Origin of the sequence: Acidovorax benzenivorans, assembly GCF_028680575.1 — a bacterium.
In the GTDB taxonomy this organism is placed as follows: Bacteria; Pseudomonadota; Gammaproteobacteria; order Burkholderiales; family Burkholderiaceae_C; genus Acidovorax; species Acidovorax benzenivorans.
Window position 1 is genome coordinate 65,678 of record NZ_JAPCKI010000013.1, and the last position, 18,431, is coordinate 84,108.

Annotated in this window: 17 protein-coding genes and 1 tRNA gene; 9 read left to right on the plus strand and 9 right to left on the minus strand. The window is 60.1% G+C overall.

The annotated features are described in order from the left end of the window. Complete coding sequence (locus OIN59_RS18745; RefSeq protein ID WP_274112660.1) at window positions 1–1,743, minus strand: proline--tRNA ligase; 1,743 nt, start codon at window positions 1,741–1,743, stop codon at window positions 1–3. A gap of 93 nt (window positions 1,744–1,836) precedes the next feature. Between OIN59_RS18745 and OIN59_RS18750 the strand changes: the two genes are divergently transcribed. Next, the gene (locus tag OIN59_RS18750; protein WP_274112786.1) at window positions 1,837–2,514 is read left to right on the plus strand and encodes an RNA pyrophosphohydrolase; all 678 of its coding nucleotides are present in this window, start codon (window positions 1,837–1,839) and stop codon (window positions 2,512–2,514) included. 118 nt (window positions 2,515–2,632) lie between these two features. Here the strand turns inward: OIN59_RS18750 and proB are convergent, their stop codons facing one another. The 4 genes from proB to rplU all read right to left on the minus strand — a co-directional run bounded on the left by proB (window position 2,633) and on the right by rplU (window position 5,694). Continuing rightward, complete coding sequence (proB, locus tag OIN59_RS18755; protein WP_274112662.1) at window positions 2,633–3,775, minus strand: glutamate 5-kinase; 1,143 nt, start codon at window positions 3,773–3,775, stop codon at window positions 2,633–2,635. Between the two features lie 91 nt (window positions 3,776–3,866). Next, window positions 3,867–4,937: an Obg family GTPase CgtA gene (cgtA, locus tag OIN59_RS18760; protein ID WP_274112665.1), complete on the minus strand. Its 1,071-nt coding sequence runs from the start codon at window positions 4,935–4,937 to the stop codon at window positions 3,867–3,869. A 172-nt stretch (window positions 4,938–5,109) separates the two neighbouring features. Continuing rightward, the gene (gene rpmA, locus OIN59_RS18765) at window positions 5,110–5,367 is read right to left on the minus strand and encodes a 50S ribosomal protein L27 (RefSeq protein ID WP_005794180.1); all 258 of its coding nucleotides are present in this window, start codon (window positions 5,365–5,367) and stop codon (window positions 5,110–5,112) included. Between the two features lie 15 nt (window positions 5,368–5,382). Beyond that, entirely contained in the window at window positions 5,383–5,694 is a 312-nt protein-coding gene (gene rplU / locus OIN59_RS18770; RefSeq protein ID WP_015012718.1) for a 50S ribosomal protein L21, read from the minus strand. Window positions 5,695–5,931: 237 nt separating this feature from the next. On the opposite strand from rplU, the gene OIN59_RS18775 reads away from it, so the two are divergent. The 8 genes from OIN59_RS18775 (at window position 5,932) to OIN59_RS18810 (ending at window position 12,744) form a co-directional block, all read left to right on the plus strand. Continuing rightward, the gene (locus OIN59_RS18775) at window positions 5,932–6,861 is read left to right on the plus strand and encodes a polyprenyl synthetase family protein (RefSeq protein ID WP_407655120.1); all 930 of its coding nucleotides are present in this window, start codon (window positions 5,932–5,934) and stop codon (window positions 6,859–6,861) included. A gap of 40 nt (window positions 6,862–6,901) precedes the next feature. Beyond that, window positions 6,902–6,978, plus strand: a tRNA-Pro gene (locus tag OIN59_RS18780). 133 nt (window positions 6,979–7,111) lie between these two features. After that, window positions 7,112–8,851: a type IV-A pilus assembly ATPase PilB gene (gene pilB, locus OIN59_RS18785; RefSeq protein ID WP_274112673.1), complete on the plus strand. Its 1,740-nt coding sequence runs from the start codon at window positions 7,112–7,114 to the stop codon at window positions 8,849–8,851. Window positions 8,852–8,871: 20 nt separating this feature from the next. Further along, complete coding sequence (locus tag OIN59_RS18790) at window positions 8,872–10,092, plus strand: type II secretion system F family protein (protein ID WP_274112675.1); 1,221 nt, start codon at window positions 8,872–8,874, stop codon at window positions 10,090–10,092. Continuing rightward, on the plus strand, window positions 10,092–10,967 hold the full coding sequence (locus OIN59_RS18795; RefSeq protein ID WP_274112677.1) for a prepilin peptidase: 876 nt from the start codon (window positions 10,092–10,094) through the stop codon (window positions 10,965–10,967). The genes OIN59_RS18790 and OIN59_RS18795 overlap by 1 nt, the downstream gene beginning before the upstream one ends. 9 nt (window positions 10,968–10,976) lie before the next feature. Then, a complete protein-coding gene (gene coaE / locus OIN59_RS18800; RefSeq protein WP_274112679.1) occupies window positions 10,977–11,597 on the plus strand; it encodes a dephospho-CoA kinase in 621 nt (206 codons plus the stop codon). Between the two features lie 85 nt (window positions 11,598–11,682). Continuing rightward, complete coding sequence (gene zapD, locus OIN59_RS18805; protein ID WP_274112681.1) at window positions 11,683–12,438, plus strand: cell division protein ZapD; 756 nt, start codon at window positions 11,683–11,685, stop codon at window positions 12,436–12,438. An 87-nt stretch (window positions 12,439–12,525) separates the two neighbouring features. Next, on the plus strand, window positions 12,526–12,744 hold the full coding sequence (locus tag OIN59_RS18810; protein WP_274112683.1) for a DNA gyrase inhibitor YacG: 219 nt from the start codon (window positions 12,526–12,528) through the stop codon (window positions 12,742–12,744). Window positions 12,745–12,865: 121 nt separating this feature from the next. Here OIN59_RS18810 and OIN59_RS18815 read toward each other — a convergent pair whose 3' ends face one another. From OIN59_RS18815 to secA, 4 genes are all read right to left on the minus strand, one after another. Continuing rightward, entirely contained in the window at window positions 12,866–13,333 is a 468-nt protein-coding gene (locus tag OIN59_RS18815) for an NUDIX domain-containing protein (protein WP_274112685.1), read from the minus strand. Continuing rightward, window positions 13,311–14,183, minus strand: a complete 873-nt coding sequence (locus tag OIN59_RS18820; protein ID WP_274112687.1) for an ATP-binding protein — start codon at window positions 14,181–14,183, stop codon at window positions 13,311–13,313. Before OIN59_RS18820 ends, OIN59_RS18815 begins: the two co-directional genes overlap by 23 nt. Window positions 14,184–14,243: 60 nt before the next feature. Then, entirely contained in the window at window positions 14,244–15,473 is a 1,230-nt protein-coding gene (argJ, locus tag OIN59_RS18825) for a bifunctional glutamate N-acetyltransferase/amino-acid acetyltransferase ArgJ (RefSeq protein ID WP_274112689.1), read from the minus strand. A gap of 96 nt (window positions 15,474–15,569) precedes the next feature. After that, a complete protein-coding gene (gene secA, locus OIN59_RS18830) occupies window positions 15,570–18,323 on the minus strand; it encodes a preprotein translocase subunit SecA (RefSeq protein WP_274112691.1) in 2,754 nt (917 codons plus the stop codon). Window positions 18,324–18,431: the final 108 nt, after the last annotated feature.

Sequence of the window (18,431 nt, forward strand, 5' to 3'; positions counted from 1 at the left end):
TCATACCACCATGCGGCCCTTCACATGGGCCAGGATGTCAGCCACGGCCACCTTGGTGGCGGCCGCATCACGGCGGTGCTGGTACTCGACCACACCTTCCTTCAAGCTCTTGTCGCCAATGGTCACGCGGTGCGGCACACCAATCAGCTCCCAGTCGGCAAACATGGCACCAGGGCGCTCGCCACGGTCGTCCAGGATCACGTCCACACCCGCAGCCAGCAGGTCGGCATACAGCTGCTCTGCCGTGGCCTTGACGGCCTCGCTGCGGTCCATGCCCACAGGGCAGACCACCACGGTGAATGGTGCAATGGCGTCGGGCCAGATGATGCCGCGCTCGTCGTGGTTTTGTTCGATGGCGGCGGCGGGCAGGCGCGTCACGCCAATGCCGTAGCAGCCCATCTCGAAGAACGCGGGCTTGCCGTCGTCGCCGAGGAAAGTCGCGTTCATGCCCTGGCTGTACTTGGTGCCCAGGTAGAACACGTGGCCCACTTCGATACCGCGCTCGATCGCCAGCTCGCCTTTGCCGTCGGGGGAGCGGTCGCCCGCCACCACGTTGCGCAGGTCAGCCACCATGTCGGGTTCGGGCAGGTCACGGCCCCAGTTGACGCCGGTGATGTGAAAGTCCACCTCGTTGGCACCGCAGATCCAGTCGGCCATCAGGGCGACTTCGCGGTCTGCCACGATCTTCAAAGGTTTCTTCAGGCCGATGGGGCCCAGGTAGCCTGGTTTGCAACCAAAGTGCTCCTCGATTTCGCCCAGCGTGGCAAACCGGAAACCCGCCAAGCCCGGCACCTTGCCCGCCTTGATCTCATTCATGTCGTGGTCGCCGCGCAGCAGCAGCAGCCAGACCTGGGTCTTGACGATCTCGCCGGCTTCGTTGGTTTCGTCGGTGGCCAGCACCAGCGACTTCACGGTGATGCTCAAAGGAACGCCCAGCAGCTCGGCCACATCAGCGCAAGTGCTCTTGCCGGGAGTGGCCGTCTTGGTCTGCGGCTGGGTGGCCGCGCCGCGTGGACCGACAGGGGCCAGCGCTTCTGCCTTTTCCATGTTGGCGGCGTAGTCGCTCTGCGGGCAGTAGACGATGGCGTCTTCCCCCGTGGCGGCAATCACCTGGAATTCTTCCGACAAGTCACCACCGATGGCGCCGCTGTCAGCCGCCACGGCGCGGTAGGTCAGGCCAAAGCGGTCAAAGATGCGCCTGTAGGCCTGGGCCATCACCTGGTAGCTGGCCTTGGCGGCTGCTTGGTCGCGGTCAAAGCTGTAAGCGTCCTTCATGATGAACTCACGGCCGCGCATGAGACCAAAGCGGGGGCGGCGCTCGTCGCGGAACTTGGTCTGTATCTGGTAGAAGTTCTTCGGCAGCTGCTTGTAGCTCTTGAGCTCCTGGCGTGCGATGTCAGTGATCACTTCTTCGCTGGTAGGCTGCACCACAAAGTCGCGCCCATGGCGGTCCTGGATGCGCAGCAGCTCGGGCCCCATTTTGTCAAACCGCCCGGTTTCTTGCCACAGCTCTGCGGGCTGCACCACAGGCATGGTCAGCTCCACGGCACCTGCGCGGTTCATCTCTTCGCGCACGATGGCTTCCACTTTGCGGATCACCCGCAGCCCCAGAGGCATGTAGTTATAGATGCCAGCGCCCAGCTTCTTGATCAGCCCCGCCCGCGTCATGAGTTTGTGGCTGACCACTTCGGCATCCGCCGGAGCTTCCTTGAGGGTGGAAATAAAGAATTGGGAGGCTTTCATCGGAAATCGATTGCAGGCAGAACGGGGCCGTCCACTTGCTGCGCGCTAGGCGCCGTGCATAATGGACACAGTTTAAAAATTTGGGGTTTGATTATGCTTGACCGGGACGGCTTTCGGCCGAACGTCGGCATCATCCTGCTCAACCAGAGAAACCAGGTGTTCTGGGGCAAGCGCATTCGCACCCACAGCTGGCAGTTTCCGCAAGGTGGCATTGACCGGGGCGAAACCCCCGAGCAGGCCATGTTCCGCGAACTGCACGAGGAGGTGGGATTATTGCCTAACCACGTGCGCGTGGTGGCCCGCACCCGGGACTGGTTGCGCTACGAGGTGCCTGACCGGTACATCCGCCGCGATGCACGCGGCCACTACAAGGGCCAGAAACAGATCTGGTATCTGCTGCAATTGATGGGGCACGACTGGGATCTGAATCTGCGTGCCACCAACCATCCAGAGTTCGACGCTTGGCGTTGGAACGACTACTGGGTTCCGCTCGACGTGGTGGTGGAGTTCAAACGTGGCGTCTATGAGATGGCGCTGACCGAGTTGGCGCGATATCTTCCACGCCACGAGCAGCGAAACCGCTATTTGCGCAGCGGCTTGCGTACCCGCGAGGGCGAACACGCGGGCGCAGCCAATATGTTTCGCACAGGCTCCATGCTCGTTAACCCTGGCATGGAACTTCCTCCGGGCGCCAGTTTCGACCCCGATCCGCAAAACAGCATGCCAGGAGAACTCGACGAAATGCCGTCGGTATCGGACACCCCGCGCTGAACGATTGGCAGCTACCAAACAAAAGCGCCTGCATTCGCAGGCGCTTTTGTTTTTATTTGCAGCTACCTCGGTCTAGGAGCCGCATGCGTGCAGCCACGCAAAGACCCGCTGGCGAGGCCTATGCCCCTTGTGCCAGAACGAGGTTGTCGCGGTGGACCATTTCCGGCTCAGCCATGTAGCCCAGCAGTTTTTCAAACTCCGCCGATGGTTTGCGACACAAAAGGCGCGCTTCTGCCGCTGCATAGTTGGCCAAGCCCCGCGCAATCTCTGCCCCGGACCCGTCGCGCACTGCAATCACGTCGCCGCGCGAGAAATCCCCCTCCACTGCGGTCATGCCAATGGGCAGCAGGCTTTTGCCTTCGTCGCGCACCTTGGCTGCAGCCCCTGCGTCTACCACCACGGATCCACGCAACTGCAAGTGGTCAGCCATCCACTGCTTGCGGGCCTGCTTTTTCTGGGTCTGGGCAACCAGCAAAGTACCCAATGCCTCACCACTCACCAGGCGCACCAGCACATCGGATTCGCGTCCCCAGGCGATCACAGTCGACGCCCCAGAACCCGCAGCACGCTTGGCCGCCAGAATCTTGGTGATCATGCCGCCCTTGCCAATGCTGGAGCCTGCACCACCCGCCATCGCCTCCAGAGCAAGGTCACCCGCCTTGGCCTCGTGCACAAATTGCGCAGACGGATCACGACGTGGGTCGGCGGTATAGAGTCCCTTTTGGTCGGTGAGGATGATCAGGGCATCGGCCTCTACGAGATTGGCTACTAGCGCACCCAGCGTGTCGTTGTCGCCGAACTTGATCTCGTCATTGACCACCGTATCGTTTTCGTTGATCACCGGCACCACGCCCAAACGCAGCAGCGTGAGCAAGGTGGAGCGGGCATTAAGATAACGCTCGCGGTCCGCCAGGTCGGCATGGGTGAGCAGCACCTGCGCGCTGCCCATGCCCTGCTCACGCAGCTTGGTTTCGTACATCTGAGCCAGCCCCATCTGCCCCACAGCAGCGGCCGCTTGCAGTTCGTGGATCTCCTGGGGCCGTGTGGTCCAACCCAGGCGCTTCATACCTTCGGCAATGGCACCGCTGGACACCATCACCACCTCGCGCGCTGCCCCTCCGTCGCCGCGCACCAACGCGGCCAGCTGGCGACTCCACTCGCCGATGGCGGTTTCGTCCAGTCCACGCCCTTCGTTGGTCACAAGGCTGGAGCCCACCTTCACCACGATGCGGCGGGCATCTCTCAATACACTGGAAACCATTTTTGATATCTTTGATGCCGATAGCGCTACTGCTTCATGCCCGAGTAGCTATTAAAAATATAGCAATCTCTACACTCTGACCGCCGACGCGTCAAACAGACGCGTCTCCGGCGAACCGAGGATCCACCTCCACCGGCTCGTTCTCCACTCGCTGCTCGGACTGCACGTGGCGGAAGATGGCATGGATCAGCGGCTCGCAGCCTTCGCGCGTGAGGGCAGAAATCTCGAAGACGGGCCCTTTCCACTTGAAGCGCTTGACGAAGTCCTTCACCCGCGTTTCCCGCTCTTCGGTGGGCACCATGTCCAGCTTGTTCAACACCAACCAGCGCGGCTTGTTGTAAAGCTGTTGATCGTATTTCTTGAGCTCGTTCACGATGGCCTTGGCTTGCGTCACCGGGTCCACAGCGTCGTCAAACGGCGCCAGGTCTACGATATGCAGCAACAAGCGCGTGCGCTGCAAATGGCGCAGGAACTGGTGCCCAAGGCCTGCACCTTCCGAAGCGCCTTCGATCAGCCCCGGAATGTCGGCCACCACAAAACTCTGCTCAGGCCCCACCCGCACGACGCCCAGATTGGGGTGCAGCGTGGTGAACGGGTAGTCCGCAATCTTTGGCCGCGCATTGGACACTGCCGTGATGAAGGTCGACTTGCCCGCATTGGGCATGCCCAGCAGGCCCACATCGGCCAGAACCTTCAACTCCAGCTTCAGATTCTTTTTCTCGCCGGGCCAGCCCGGTGTTTTTTGGCGCGGAGCCCGGTTGATCGCACTCTTGAAACGCATGTTGCCAAAGCCGCCGTCACCGCCTTTGGCGATGGTGATGACCTCGCCCGGGGTCAGCAGCTCATACAACACCTCGCCCGTCTCGGCGTCGGTGATGATGGTCCCGACAGGCATCTTGAGCGTGATGTCTGTACCCGCAGCGCCAAACATATCGGAGCCCATGCCGTGCTCACCCCGTTTGGCCTCGTGGCGGCGCGAGTAGCGATAGTCCACCAAGGTATTGAGGTTGGGGTCGGCCACAGCAAACACATGCCCCCCACGCCCACCATCACCACCATTGGGACCGCCGAACTCCTTGTATTTTTCGTGCCGGAATGACACGCAGCCATTGCCACCATCACCAGCGGCAATGTCAATAAAGGCTTCATCGACGAACTTCATGGGGTATCCAGTTTACAAAAGGGCGCAGCACCGACAGCAGACTGCCTGATTCTGTCGGGAACTGCGGAACGCCTTGCAGGCGCCGTCTGCCGACGACTTGAACGCCATCGTACAGACCAAACAACAAAGCCCCGGCAAGGCGGGGCTTCGATGGCTACCGGAGGAATGAACCTCAGGCAGGAGTCACATTGACCGTGGACTTGGACAACGCACCCTTGGTGCCGAACGACACGTGGCCGTCCACCAGGGCAAACAGCGTGTGATCCTTGCCCACGCCTACATTCGTGCCGGGGTGGAAGCGCGTACCACGTTGGCGCACGATGATCGAGCCAGCGCTGATCAGTTCACCACCAAAGGCCTTGACACCCAGCATCTTTGGCTTGGAGTCGCGCCCGTTTCGCGTAGAGCCGCCGCCTTTTTTCTGTGCCATGACTAGCTCCTTCGATTAAGCAGCAATCGCACCGATTTGCAGCTCAGTGAACTGCTGGCGATGGCCTTGGCGTTTTTGATAGTGCTTACGACGACGCATCTTGAAGATGTGCACTTTGTCGTGCTTGCCGTGGGCCACAACAATGGCTTTCACGGTTGCGCCGGACACCAGGGGCGTACCAACCTTCAGTTCAGCGCCGTTGCCGACTGCCAGAACTTGGTCGATCACAATTTCCTGGCCTACGTCCGCAGCAATCTGTTCTACTTTAATTTTTTCGCCGGAAGCAACGCGATACTGCTTGCCGCCGGTTTTTATGACCGCGTACATGTTGACCTCTTGATATGAGTTCTGCAGACGAATTTCCGCAGAGCCCGCGAGTGTAGCGCATCTTTCGCAATTCCGCCAGCCCTTCCCATCCCAGCCAATCCGGCGTGACCAGCACGCCACCACCCGCGTTGGCCATGCAGCGGGCCTTCCTATAATTCGGGCACTTTCTGCGACCACCATCTTGTGACTGACCATACCGCCCCCGCAACTTCCCCCCTCGCGCTCGTTGCACAAGACATGCACGAGGTCGACAAGGTCATCGGTCAGCGCCTGACTTCCAGCGTCCCTTTGGTGGCCCAGATTTCGCAATACATCATTGCCGCCGGGGGCAAGCGCCTGCGCCCCGCCCTGCTGCTCATGGTGTGCGGAGCCCTGGGCTATCGCGGCGCACACCGGCACAGCCTAGCTGCGGTGGTTGAGCTGATCCACACCGCAACGCTCCTGCATGACGATGTGGTGGACGCGTCCACCCTGCGCCGCGGTCGCCCCACAGCCAACGAAACCTTTGGCAACCCGGCCAGCGTCCTTGTAGGAGACTTTCTGCACACGCGCTCATTCCAGATGATGGTTGAGGCCGGAAGCATGCGCATCATGGAAATCCTCTCTGAGGCCACGAATGTGATTGCGGAAGGCGAAGTACTCCAGCTCATGAACATGCACGATGCTTCGCTGGATGAAGCGGGCTACCTGCGCGTCATTCGCTCCAAAACGGCCAAACTGTTTGAAGCCAGCGCCCGCCTTGGCGCCATCTTAGCCAACAGTCCCCCCGATGTGGAACAGGCATGCGCGACTTACGGGCAGGCCCTGGGCACTGCGTTCCAGATCATTGACGATGTGCTGGACTACGACGGCGACGCCACTGAAATGGGCAAAAACCTGGGGGATGATCTGCGCGAAGGAAAATCCACACTTCCCCTGATCGCCGCCATGGAGCGAGGCACCCCCGGCCAGGCAGAAATCGTTCGCAGAGCCATCGAACAAGGCTCAACCGAACAACTGGCAGAAATCGTGAGCATCGTCCGCTTGACCGGCGCCTTGGACATTACCCGCGCTGCCGCCTTTGCCGAAGCGCACCGCGCCATGGCTGCGGCACGACTATTACCCGCAAATGCCTACTCGGAGGGTTTGCTAGAATTGGCCGCGCAATTGCTTGCGCGGCGGAATTGAAAGAGGCATTCAATTCATTCACGAATGCTATTGCAAGCTGCGGGGTGTAGCTTAGCCTGGTAGAGCGCTACGTTCGGGACGTAGAGGCCGGAGGTTCGAATCCTCTCACCCCGACCATATATCACCATATGGTCACCCTCAAATGCCGCCCGTTTGTGGCGCTGTTGCCAATATGCGCCGCTGTACAGTCCATGGCCGATCAGTGATGATAGGATGGTTTCTTTTCCACACCTAACACATTTCCGGTTACATGGCCGCTGTTGATACTGCCCCCAAAGAAGCCTCTGCAGTAGCCCTGCCTGGGCTTGGCCGTGCCCTGATGTCTGCAGGCAAACTGACCCAAAAGTCGGCTGAAGACATTTACAAAAAATCACAAATCAGCCGCACCAGCTTCATTGCGGAATTGACGGGTTCTGGAGCAGTTTCTGCGGCAGATCTGGCACACACGGTGTCTGCGGTTTTTGGCGCGCCACTGCTCGACTTGGACGCCATTGATCCTTCGCGCCTGCCCAAGGAATTGCTGGACAACAAGATATGCCAAGCGTATCGCGTTGTTGTCTTGAGCAAGCGTAACAATCGGCTGATCGTTGCAACAGCCGACCCGACCGACCAAGAAGCTGCAGAGAAAATCAAATTCACGACCCAAATGGGAGTGGATTGGATTATTTCCGAATATGACAAGCTCAGCCGCTTGGTAGAGGTCACCACAAAATCCACCAGCGAATCGATGGACACGCTGATTAGTGGAGGCGGTGACTTCGCTTTCGATGACGTTGCCATTGAAGATGCGCCGGAAGAAGCAGATACGGGGACTACTGAGGTTGAAGATGCTCCCATTGTCAAGTTCCTGCACAAAATGCTGCTCGATGCATTCAATATGCGCGCATCGGATTTGCATTTTGAACCTTACGAACACCAATACCGCGTTCGTTTCCGTATTGACGGAGAACTCCGCGAGATAGCATCCCCACCGATCGCTATCAAAGACAAGCTGGCATCGCGCATCAAGGTGATTTCCCGCCTGGACATCTCCGAAAAGCGCGTACCTCAAGACGGGCGGATGAAATTAAAGGTCGGGCCGGATCGCGTCATTGATTTTCGGGTGAGCACTCTACCCACCCTGTTTGGTGAAAAAATCGTGATCCGTATTTTGGACCCGAGCAGCGCCAAGCTCGGGATCGATGCGCTCGGCTATGAACCCGTAGAAAAGGAACGCTTACTCCAGGCAATTGGTCGCCCCTATGGAATGATTTTGGTGACAGGCCCTACTGGCTCCGGCAAGACTGTGTCCCTTTACACCTGCCTGAATTTACTGAACAAACCTGGGGTCAATATCGCGACAGCCGAAGATCCTTCTGAAATCAACTTGCCCGGCGTCAACCAGGTAAATGTGAATGAAAAGGCGGGCTTGACCTTTGCCGTGGCACTGAAGTCGTTTCTGCGCCAGGATCCCGACATCATCATGGTGGGTGAAATTCGGGATCTGGAAACAGCAGATATCTCCATCAAAGCGGCGCAGACGGGTCACCTCGTGCTTTCCACGCTGCACACGAATGACGCCCCCACCACGCTCACGCGGATGCGTAACATGGGCATTGCACCGTTCAACATCGCTTCCAGTGTGATTTTGATCACGGCACAGCGTTTGGCGCGTCGGCTGTGCCCCGTGTGCAAGGCACCCGCCGATATTCCCCATGAGGCTTTGGTGGATGCAGGATACGAGGAGCATGAAATCGACGGCTCTTGGGTGACTTATCGTCCTGTCGGATGCTCGGCCTGCAACAACGGCTACAAAGGTCGGCTCGGTATCTATCAGGTGATGCCTATTTCCGAGGAAATCCAGCGCATCATCTTGCGCGACGGAAGTGCGCTGGAAATTGCAGAGCAGGCACGCGCCGAGGGGGTTCGTTCGCTGCGCACATCCGGACTGCATAAAGCCAAATTAGGCCTCACTTCCCTTGAGGAAGTTCTGGCCGTTACCAACGAATAGCATTCACGGACGAGGGCACCATGGCGACCGCAGCATCAACCAGAGATATCAAGGATTTTGTCTTCGAGTGGGAGGGCAAGGACCGCAATGGAAAGATCGTTCGTGGCGAAATCCGTGCTGCCGGGGAAAACCAGGTGCAGGCGACATTGCGCCGCCAGGGGGTTTTTCCCACCAAAATCAAAAAGCGTCGCATGCGCTCGGGCAAGAAAATCAGGCCCAAGGATATTGCGCTATTCACGCGTCAGTTGGCGACCATGATGAAGGCTGGCGTACCGTTGTTGCAGGCTTTCGACATTGTGGGTCGTGGCAATACCAACGCCAGCGTCACCAAGCTACTCAACGATGTCCGGTCCGATATCGAGACCGGAACATCGCTCAACGGAGCGTTCAGAAAGTACCCAATGTACTTTGACAGCCTCTACTGCAACCTGGTGGAGGCGGGCGAGGCCGCGGGTATTTTGGAAGCCCTGCTGGATCGATTGGCCACTTACATGGAGAAAACCGAGGCCATCAAATCGAAAATCAAATCGGCCCTCATGTACCCCATTTCCGTGGTGATCGTGGCTTTCGTGGTGGTGACCGTCATCATGATTTTCGTGATCCCGGCGTTCAAGGAGGTTTTCACTTCGTTTGGCGCCGACCTCCCCGCCCCTACCTTGTTTGTGATGGCGATCAGCGAGGTGTTCGTCAAATGGTGGTGGCTGATTTTTGGCGTCATCGGTGGCGGTTTCTACTTTTTCATGCAGGCATGGCGTCGCAATGAAAAGATGCAAATGTTCATGGACCGGCTTCTGCTGCGGATTCCCGTGTTTGGTGCATTGATCGACAAATCCTGTGTCGCGCGCTGGACCCGGACGTTGTCCACCATGTTCGCGGCGGGTGTGCCTCTGGTGGAGGCTCTCGATTCGGTGGGCGGTGCCGCAGGCAATTCGGTGTACTCCTTGGCCACGGACAAGATCCAGCAAGAGGTTTCTACGGGTACCAGCCTCACAGCCGCCATGGGCAATGCCAACATCTTCCCGTCCATGGTGCTGCAGATGTGTGCGATTGGCGAGGAGTCCGGCTCGATCGACCACATGCTCGGCAAGGCTGCTGATTTTTATGAAGCAGAAGTGGACGACATGGTGGCCGGCCTCTCCAGCCTGATGGAGCCCATAATCATCGTGTTTCTGGGCACGCTCATCGGCGGTATCGTGGTATCTATGTACCTTCCCATCTTCAAGCTCGGTCAGGTTGTGTAATGGTGCTGGATGCGTGGTGGGACGCCGTTTCCGGCGGCGTGATTGGGTTGCTCGTTGGCAGTTTTCTGAATGTGGTGATTTATCGCCTTCCAAAAATGATGGAGAGGCAATGGGCAGCAGAGTTGGCGCAAGTCGAGGCGTCCAACCAGGGCAAAGAGCCACCTGAGGACGCCGCCCAGCCGACCTTTAACCTCATGACACCTCGGTCCCGCTGCCCAGCGTGTGGGCACTTGGTGCGGTGGCACGAAAACATCCCAGTTTTGAGTTATCTGTTTTTGCGTGGGCGCTGCTCGTCCTGCAAAACACGCATCAGCCCCCGCTACCCGCTGGTCGAGTTGGCGACGGGCGCATTGTTCTTTTTCTGCATCCACCGCTGGGACGCGACGCCTGCGGGGCTGGCATGGTGCGGTTTTTCGGCGGCACTGGTAGCCCTTGCGTTCATTGACTGGGACACCACGCTATTGCCGGATAACATGACCTTGCCTTTGCTCTGGGCAGGGTTGCTGGCGTCAGCCATGCAATGGACCAACGTGCCGTTGTATGCCTCCGTCATGGGCGCTGCGGCCGGATACCTGTCGCTCTGGCTGGTGTATTGGGGCTTCAAGCTGGCGACTGGCAAAGAAGGCATGGGCTACGGTGACTTCAAGTTGTTTGCCGCTTTGGGCGCGTGGTTTGGCTGGCAGGCGCTGGTGCCCATCATTTTGATGTCCTCCGTCATTGGCGCCATCATTGGCATCGCCATGAAAATTTTTAGCAGCCTGCGCGAGGGTGGCTACATTCCGTTCGGCCCCTTCCTGGTGGGTGCGGGGCTCACCGCGATGGTGTTTGGGCCCAACGCGATTCTGGGTACGGTGCTCGGGCTCCTGGGGCTCTGACGGACTCTCATGGCAACCTACCGACAGCCCTTGCGTCTGGGTCTGACCGGCGGCATTGGCAGCGGCAAGAGCACAGTAGGTCAGATACTGGCATCCCTGGGCGCAGCCCTGATTGACGCCGACCAGATCTCCCGGGAAGTGACCGGGCCTGGGGGGGCGGCCATGCCAGCCATTCAAAGCACCTTTGGCGGCGCGTACGTTGATGCATCGGGCGCGCTGGACCGCACGCGCATGCGGCAACTGGCCTTCAGCCAACCAAAAGCGCGCAGCCAGCTGGAGGCCATCGTGCACCCCTTGGTGGCCTTGCACAGCCAGCAACGGATTCAACAGGCCATACAGTCTGGCGCCCCATTGATCGTGCACGACATCCCATTGTTGGCAGAGTCGGGGCGATGGGCACGCCAGTTGGACGCCGTGGTGGTCGTGGACTGCACAGCAGACATCCAGATCGAGCGCGTCATGCAGCGCAGCGGTCTGTCCGCCGACGCGGTACGGGGCATCATCGCCTCACAAGCCACACGCACAGCGCGCCGCGCGGTGGCCGACGTGGTGATCGCCAACGAGGCTCACTGCACGTTGGAGCAACTGCAGGCCGAGGTGCGGCAAGTGGCTGCACTGTTCGGGCTATGATGCGAGCGAAACCGTTTGTGCTTTCACTCCATGCCGTGCGCCACCGGCGTCAGAATACTCCCTGAGCCTCCAGGAACCCGCCAGCGTGATCCTTTACGAATACCCTTTTAACGAGCGTCTCAGAACTTATCTGCGGCTTGAGCAGTTGTTTCGCCGGTTGGGGGAATTGATCCCCCGCCCCCACGCGCTCGACCACCATTTCGCCTTGGTGACGATTTTCGAGATCATGGATGTGGCCGCCCGCGCCGATCTGAAATCGGACGTACTCAAGGACATCGAAAAGCACAAGCACCAGCTCGACGCCTACCGGGGGAACCCGTCCATTTCAGAAGCTGCGCTGGACGCGGTGATCAGCCAGTTGGACCGGTGCTTTGTTGCACTCAACACCCAAAGTGGCAAGTCGGGCCATGCGCTCACCGAGAACGACTGGCTGATGAGCATCCGCAGCCGCATCGGCATTCCGGGTGGGACCTGCGGCTTTGACCTGCCGGCCTACTACGCCTGGCAGCACCATGCCCCTGGCGTGCGGCAGCAGGCACTGGAGGAATGGGCCTCCACCCTGGCGCCACTCGCTGAGTCGATCTATGTGCTGCTCAAGCTGCTGCGCGATTCGGGCGTTCCGCAAAAGGTCGCTGCAGAACGGGGACAATTTCAGCAGAACCTGCCACAAGGCCGCACCTTCCAGTTGTTGCGGTTGCGCATAGACCCGGCACTGAACCTGATCCCCGAAATCAGCGGCAACCGCCTGATTGTCTCGGTAAGGCTCATGCGGCTGGAAGGCGATGGACGCCTGCACGCTTGCAACGAAGATGCAGCGTTTGAACTGACCCTGTGCGCTTAGGCTGCAACAAGCCCAGAGACTGAATGGCCCCGACGCTCGCAAAAAAGGGCCAGGCCGCCCGACTTGAGCAAGAGAATCACATCCAGGATGCCCCACTCCCAGGCCCCCACCTCGCAGGCGCGCATCGTCACCTGTCCCAGCTGCGGCGGAGATAGCGTGTACAGCCCCGCCAACGTGTATCGCCCTTTTTGCTGCGAGCGCTGCAAGCAGATGGACCTGGGCGCCTGGGCCAGCGAAAGCTTTCGCATGCCTACCGAGGTACCTCCAGACGACGCTCCCCATGGCGACCCACGCCAGCAGCATTGAATGAGGCCCGCGACACGAATCGGGCATCATCTAGGCCAAAATCGACCTAGGCGCCGATACCACAAGCCTGAATAGCTATTAATTTAATAGCAAATCAAAGTGAACGCGACCGGGGTAGCCCTCACTCTACCCCTGACTGCAGACCCCGCTCCTCGGCCAGCCATTGCAACACTGGGTAGGCACCAGGCAACACCGGAGACACCGTGATCGGCATCTGTTGCCAGGCCATGGCCTGGCCCTCACGCATCTCGAACTCGCCGGTCCATTCCCAGACCTTGCACCAGTGCAGCCGCACCAGCGCGTGGGGGTAATCGTGCTCGGTCACTTTCCAGACGCTGGCCGGACCAATGGTCACGCCCAGCTCCTCGATCAGTTCGCGGCGCAGCGCCTGCTCCACCGTCTCGCCCGCTTCCAGCTTGCCGCCTGGGAACTCCCAATACCCCGCATAGGGCTTGCCCGGCGGGCGGGTGGACAGCAGCATCGCGCCGTCATCACGCAGCAGGATACCCACGGCCACTTCCGTGTGTTTGCGTTCGGTGGCCGGAGCACCGCCAGGAGTGAGGACTTCAGCCACTATGTCGCCCCGCATAGTCGCGTGCAAATTGGTACGCCACGCGGCCGCTGCGCGAGCCACGCTCCAGCGCCCACACCAAAGCCTCAGGCCGTGCCTCTTCAATGGCCTGCGTCGGCACACCAAACGACAACAACCACTGTGCGACGATGGTCAGGTACTCCTGCTGGCTGAACGGATAGAAGCTGACCCACAGGCCAAAACGCTCGGACAGAGAAATCTTCTCCTCCACCACCTCGCCCGGATGCACCTCGCCATCTTCGGTGTGGGTGTACGTGAGGTTGTCCGCCATGTATTCGGGCAGTAGATGCCGCCGGTTGCTCGTGGCGTAGATCAGTACGTTGGGTGTGGCTGCGGCCACCGAGCCATCCAGAATCGACTTGAGCGCCTTGTAGCCCGGCTCGCCATCCTCAAAACTCAGGTCGTCACAGAAGACGATGAATTTCTCAGGACGGTCGGATACCACATCCACGATGTCCGGCAGGTCGGTCAGGTCGGCCTTGTCCACCTCAATCAGGCGCAGGCCTTCGCCCGCATAGGCGTTCAGACAGGCCTTGATGAGCGATGACTTGCCCGTGCCGCGCGCACCGGTCAGCAGCACGTTGTTGGCAGGCTTACCTTGCACAAACTGCTGCGTGTTGCGTTCAATCTTTTCTTTTTGCGGATCGATTTCCTTGAGGTCCGCCAGCCGCATCGCACCCACATGGCGCACGGGCTCCAGCGTGCCATGCCCACTGCTGCGCTTGCGGTAGCGCCAGGCAATCGATGCGGACCAGTCTGGCGCCCCCAGCGGTTGGGGCAGCACCGACTCGATGCGGGCGATGAGCTGCTCGGCACGCTCGACCAAGCGTTCAAATTTTTCGTTCATTGTGGCGACACGCGCTAGTGAAATATGCCTCAACAGCTATCACAAAGATAGCAAACAATCTTACGAACGGTAGTCGGCGTTGATGGTCACGTACTCGTGGCTGAAATCGCAGGTCCACACGGTATCGGCCGCCGTGCCGCGGCCCAGCAGCACCCTCACGGTGATCTCGCTTTGTTTCATCACGCGCTGGCCGTCTTCTTCGCGGTAGGCGGGGTTGCGACCACCGTGCAGCGCCACATGCACATCGTCCAGGTACAGATCGATGCCGGTCTGGTCCAGGTCGTCAATGCCCGCGTAGCCCACCGCCGCAAGGATGCGGCCCAGGTTCGGGTCGCTGGCGAAGAAGGCCGTCTTGACCAGTGGCGAATGCGCAATGGCGTAGGCCACTTTGCGGCACTCGTCACCGGTCTTGCCGCCTTCGACGCGCACCGTGATGAACTTGGTGGCACCCTCACCGTCACGCACGATAGCCTGCGCCAGTTTTTGTGACACCGAGAGCATCGCGGCCTTCAGGGCCTTGCCGTCTGCGCTATCGAGCGAGGTCACTGGCGCATGTGCCGCCTTGTTGGTGGCGACGACCACGAAGGAGTCGTTGGTTGATGTGTCACCGTCGATGGTCACCCGGTTGAAGGAGCCATCCGCCAGCTCACGTGCCAGTTGCTGCATGACGGCTGGCGCCACGCAAGCGTCGGTGGCCAGAAAACCCAGCATGGTGGCCATGTTGGGGCGAATCATGCCCGCGCCCTTGCTGATACCCGTGATGGACACCGTGGCACCACCGATCTGCACCTGCGCAGAGAACGCCTTGGGCAAGGTATCGGTGGTCATGATGCCCTCGGCAGCACGTGCCCAGTGGCCGGGCTGCGCATCGGCGATGGCAGCAGGCAAGCCGGCTTCAATGCGGTCGTTGGGCAGCGGTTCCATGATCACGCCGGTCGAGAACGGCAGGATCTGCTCGGGCGCCACGTTCAGCTGGCGTGCGAGCGCGACGCAGGTGGAGCGTGCACGCGCCAGACCGTCTGCACCCGTACCCGCATTGGCATTGCCCGTGTTGATAACCATGGCGCGAATGGATTGACCACTGCCCAAATGCTCACGGCTGATCTGCACAGGGGCCGCGCAAAAGCGGTTCTGCGTGAACACGCCAGCCACGCTGGCACCTTCGTCCAGCAGGAACACGGTGAGGTCCTTGCGGTGGGCCTTGCGGACACCAGCTTCGGCAACACCGATGCGCACACCGGCGATGGGGTGCAGATCGGCAGCAACGGGGGCGACTAGATTGACGGGCATGGAGGTCTTTCTCAAAAAACTGCGGCCGATTATCCGGAAAACCGTGGCGCGCCAATGAAAACACGGGCCGAAGCCCGTGTTGTATGGATCAGGAGATCAAGCAAGCTTGCCGTGGCACTGCTTGTACTTCTTGCCGCTGCCGCAGGGGCAAGGGTCGTTGCGGCCCACGCGGATGCCCTCCGACAGGGCCTGCCCCACCGTTTGCGCATCCACCGTGGTCTCCACCTCGCCGGTTTCGGTGGGCGCGGTGTAGGTCACGTTAGCGATGCTCTCGGCGCGCTGCTCCATGTCCTGCGCGGCCTGGTCGAGCTGCGCCTGCGACTGCACCTGCACGGTCATGAGGATCTTGGTGACCTCGTTCTTGACCTGGTCGATGAGCTGGCGGAACAGCTCGAAGGCCTCGCGCTTGTACTCCTGCTTGGGCTGCTTTTGCGCATAGCCGCGCAGGTGGATGCCCTGGCGCAGGTAGTCGAGTGCGCTCAGGTGGTCGCGCCAGTTGGAGTCAAAGTTCTGCAACAGCACCACACGCTCAAACTGCGTGAAGTTCTCGCGGCCGACCTGCTCGACCTTGTCGTTGAAGGCAGCATGTGCAGCCTGCAAGACCTTGTCCAGGATCTCGTCGTCGGTGATTGCATTGGCGCCTTGCACTTCCTGCTGCAGTGCAATCGGCACCTGCCATTCTTCTGCAAGTGCTTTCTCCAGCGCAGGCAAATCCCACTGCTCTTCCACCGATTCGGCAGGCACGTACTGGCGTACCAGATCGGTCATGCAGTCTTCACGCATGGCGGCGATCACGTCCGACAGATCGGAGGCATCCAGAATGTCGTTGCGCTGCTGGTAGATCACCTTGCGCTGGTCGTTGGCCACATCGTCGTATTCCAGCAATTGCTTGCGGATGTCGAAGTTGCGGGCCTCCACCTTGCGCTGGGCCGACTCGATGCTGCGGGTCACGATGCCGGCTTCGATGGCTTCACCATCGGGCATCTTCAGGCGGTCCATGATCGCCTTGACGCGGTCGCCTGCGAAGATGCGCATCAGCGAATCGTCCAGACTCAGGTAGAAGCGCGAAGAGCCGGGGTCACCCTGGCGGCCTGAACGGCCACGCAGTTGGTTGTCGATGCGACGGGACTCGTGGCGCTCGGTCGCGATGATGCGCAACCCTCCCAGCGCCTTGACCTTCTCATGGTCAATCTTCCACTGCTCGCGCAAAGCGCTGACCTTGGCAGCGCGGTCAGCCTCGGACAGGCTTTCGTCGGTTTCAATGGCCGCGACATCCTTTTCGATGTTACCGCCCAGCACGATGTCGGTACCACGGCCAGCCATGTTGGTGGCAATGGTGATCATGCCTTCACGACCAGCCTGGGCCACGATGTCGGCCTCGCGGGCGTGCTGTTTGGCATTGAGCACCTGGTGCGGCAAGCCTTCCTTGTTCAGCAGCTGATCGATGATTTCGGAGTTCTCGATCGACGTGGTACCCACCAACACAGGCTGGCCGCGCTCGTGGCATTCGCGGATGTCCTTGATGGCGGCTTCATACTTTTCGCGCGTGGTCTTGTACACGCGGTCCAGTTGGTCGTCGCGCTTGCTGGGGCGGTTGGGTGGGATGACCGTGGTTTCCAAGCCATAGATTTCCTGGAACTCATAGGCTTCGGTATCAGCCGTACCCGTCATGCCGGCGAGCTTGTTGTACAGGCGGAAATAGTTCTGGAAGGTGATGGAGGCCAGTGTCTGGTTCTCGGCCTGGATGTTCACGCCTTCCTTGGCTTCCACGGCCTGGTGCAGACCTTCACTCCAGCGGCGGCCGGACATCAGGCGGCCGGTGAACTCGTCCACGATCACGATCTCGCCGTTTTGCACCACGTAGTGCTGATCGCGGTGGTACAGGTGATTGGCCCGCAGCGCCGCATACAGGTGGTGCATCAGCGTGATGTTGGCTGGGTCGTACACCGAGGCGCCCTCGGCAATCAGGCCGTGGGACGCCAGAATGCGTTCGGCAGTTTCGTGGCCCTGCTCGGTCAGGAACACCTGGTGGGTTTTTTCGTCCAGCGTGAAGTCGCCAGGCTTGGTAACGCCCTCGCCCGTGCGAGGGTCCGCCTCGCCTTCCTGGCGCACCAGCAGGGGAACGACCTTGTTCATGGCGATATACGTCGCCGTGTGGTCTTCGGCCTGGCCACTGATGATGAGGGGCGTCCGCGCCTCGTCGATCAGGATCGAGTCCACCTCGTCCACGATGGCGAAGTTCAGGCCCTGCTGCACCCGGTCCTGCGCTTCATAGACCATGTTGTCGCGCAGGTAGTCAAAACCGTATTCGTTGTTGGTGCCGTAGGTGATATCGGCCCGGTACGCAGCCTGCTTTTCTTCACGGGGCATGTTGGGCAGGTTGATACCCACCGTGAGGCCCAGAAAGTTGTACAGACGTCCCATCCACTGTGCATCGCGGTTGGCGAGGTAGTCATTCACCGTGACCACGTGCACGCCCTTGCTCGACAGGGCATTGAGGTACACCGGCAGCGTGGCCGTCAGGGTCTTGCCCTCACCGGTGCGCATTTCTGCGATCTTGCCAAAGTGCAGCGCCATGCCACCGAGCAGCTGCACATCAAAGTGCCGCATCTTCATGATGCGCTTGGAGCCCTCGCGCACCACGGCAAAGGCTTCAGGCAGGATGTTGTCCAGCGACTCGCCCTTGGCCACGCGATCCTTGAACTCCTGCGTTTTGGCGCGGAGCTGCTCGTCCGACAGCTTCTCGTACTCGGGCTCCATCGCATTGATGCGGGTCACCGTTTTGCGGTACTGCTTGAGGAGCCGGTCATTGCGGCTGCCGAATATTTTGGTGAGGAAGTTGGTGGCCATGCGAACAGGACCGCCTGCCCCGCTGCAAGCAGCGCGCCAAGCGACCGAAATCCCTAAGATGAATTGAGTTCAGGTGGGTCCTGCGACCGATATTGCAAGCATTGCAAC

What these genes read in the sequence shown, in the direction of transcription:
- OIN59_RS18745 (WP_274112660.1), bottom strand. Translation starts at nt 1,743, where the DNA reads ATGAAAGCCTCCCAATTCTTTATTTCCACCCTCAAGGAAGCTCCGGCG.
- OIN59_RS18750 (WP_274112786.1), top strand. Translation starts at nt 1,837, where the DNA reads ATGCTTGACCGGGACGGCTTTCGGCCGAACGTCGGCATCATCCTGCTC.
- proB (WP_274112662.1), bottom strand. Translation starts at nt 3,775, where the DNA reads ATGGTTTCCAGTGTATTGAGAGATGCCCGCCGCATCGTGGTGAAGGTG.
- cgtA (WP_274112665.1), bottom strand. Translation starts at nt 4,937, where the DNA reads ATGAAGTTCGTCGATGAAGCCTTTATTGACATTGCCGCTGGTGATGGT.
- rpmA (WP_005794180.1), bottom strand. Translation starts at nt 5,367, where the DNA reads ATGGCACAGAAAAAAGGCGGCGGCTCTACGCGAAACGGGCGCGACTCC.
- rplU (WP_015012718.1), bottom strand. Translation starts at nt 5,694, where the DNA reads ATGTACGCGGTCATAAAAACCGGCGGCAAGCAGTATCGCGTTGCTTCC.
- OIN59_RS18775 (WP_407655120.1), top strand. Translation starts at nt 5,932, where the DNA reads ATGCACGAGGTCGACAAGGTCATCGGTCAGCGCCTGACTTCCAGCGTC.
- pilB (WP_274112673.1), top strand. Translation starts at nt 7,112, where the DNA reads ATGGCCGCTGTTGATACTGCCCCCAAAGAAGCCTCTGCAGTAGCCCTG.
- OIN59_RS18790 (WP_274112675.1), top strand. Translation starts at nt 8,872, where the DNA reads ATGGCGACCGCAGCATCAACCAGAGATATCAAGGATTTTGTCTTCGAG.
- OIN59_RS18795 (WP_274112677.1), top strand. Translation starts at nt 10,092, where the DNA reads ATGGTGCTGGATGCGTGGTGGGACGCCGTTTCCGGCGGCGTGATTGGG.
- coaE (WP_274112679.1), top strand. Translation starts at nt 10,977, where the DNA reads ATGGCAACCTACCGACAGCCCTTGCGTCTGGGTCTGACCGGCGGCATT.
- OIN59_RS18810 (WP_274112683.1), top strand. Translation starts at nt 12,526, where the DNA reads ATGCCCCACTCCCAGGCCCCCACCTCGCAGGCGCGCATCGTCACCTGT.
- OIN59_RS18815 (WP_274112685.1), bottom strand. Translation starts at nt 13,333, where the DNA reads ATGCGGGGCGACATAGTGGCTGAAGTCCTCACTCCTGGCGGTGCTCCG.
- OIN59_RS18820 (WP_274112687.1), bottom strand. Translation starts at nt 14,183, where the DNA reads ATGAACGAAAAATTTGAACGCTTGGTCGAGCGTGCCGAGCAGCTCATC.
- argJ (WP_274112689.1), bottom strand. Translation starts at nt 15,473, where the DNA reads ATGCCCGTCAATCTAGTCGCCCCCGTTGCTGCCGATCTGCACCCCATC.
- secA (WP_274112691.1), bottom strand. Translation starts at nt 18,323, where the DNA reads ATGGCCACCAACTTCCTCACCAAAATATTCGGCAGCCGCAATGACCGG.